Raw genomic sequence first — 1175 nt, forward strand, 5'->3', positions numbered from 1 at the left:
TAATAAAATCCACGCTGAAAATGATTTCTTTCTCTGATAAATCGTAGCAAAATAGACCATCAGTCCCGTAAAAAATGATAAAATCATCATTTTCAAACGCAAGGTTGAACCCAACCCCAACGGGGGCGTTCATATCCAGATCATCAAATGCAAGCTCGGATAAATCCCTTTCTAAGTCTAGCAGTTCGATTTCATACTCACCACTGAGAATGCCTTGCTCCACAATATCGTATTCGTCATATAGTGCTGTGTCCTCTAAAAGCTCAAGTCCTATTTTTGTGTTCATAGGCATCCAGCATAAGCAGACATTCCCCTCTCGCTCTACCAGAGTGACACATTCTCCATAATCAGCTTCAGGTCCATGTTCATCTGCGGCGCGCCAATAGATATAAGCGATAGGTATCTCCCCATTCTCTCCTCCGTGGATTGCTTTAAGAGTAACGCAATTTAGGGGCTCAGATTGTCCTTCCACAAAATACTCATAAGTTATATCGTCTGAAATGGTCATTAAGTTTTCCCACTCTGGAGGAAATTCGACTGTAATCCCCAGATTCTTACTGGTGTATGAGAATCCATCACCAGACCACTCATGGAGGGTGGCTTCTGGACTATTGGAAGGTATGGTGGCCTCTGGTTGAGTTGGCATTGGAGATGGTGTTTCTATGTTGCCTGTTAATGCCCGTGTACAGGCTGTGCAAAGTGAAAGAAACAGGCAACAGAACAGCACAAGGGAGAAGTTCTTTACGTTTTGTATCATGTTGCCTCCTGATATTCTCATAAAAGGCTCCTTTTATCATAGAGTAAAAAATATTTACCTCTCCAAGTCATTTTCTATATAAGTCCCCCCCTCACATTTGGGTATCGTCGCTACTCTTCTAGCCAATAGATGCAAGAGGGGGCTAAATTCTTACAGCGTATTTAATTCTATTAGCTAAAGATGCTAGAGATGTCATCAGATGTGGCATTTTCCATCAGGTTTTCGCTATAGAAGGTCGAATATTTTACGTTCAATTCTGCATCGACAAACTCAAGGTCAGCAATCTCCAACATCTCGTCAAACACAAGCAGATATGGTGCATTTCCGGCAATTTCCTCTGTCCTTGCCTCGCCCTGTGCCAGAACAATGTTAATTTTCGTAAAATCAACATCAAGTCTTCGATCATTAGGGAAATCAT

The 1175-nt window shown here is 41.9% G+C and carries 2 protein-coding genes; both read right to left on the bottom strand.

Annotated elements, in window-relative coordinates; all coding sequences use genetic code 11:
• The coding region (locus B5F88_RS20510) for a hypothetical protein (RefSeq protein ID WP_140402231.1) at positions 1-757 on the bottom strand (757 nt) is incomplete at its 3' end.
• A 170-nt stretch (positions 758-927) separates the two neighbouring features.
• Positions 928-1175 (bottom strand): hypothetical protein (locus B5F88_RS20950; RefSeq protein WP_162612266.1); only part of this gene is annotated, 248 nt, incomplete at its 5' end.

It is taken from the genome of Flavonifractor sp. An306 (genome assembly GCF_002159455.1).
Taxonomy (GTDB): Bacteria; Bacillota; Clostridia; order Oscillospirales; family Oscillospiraceae; genus Flavonifractor.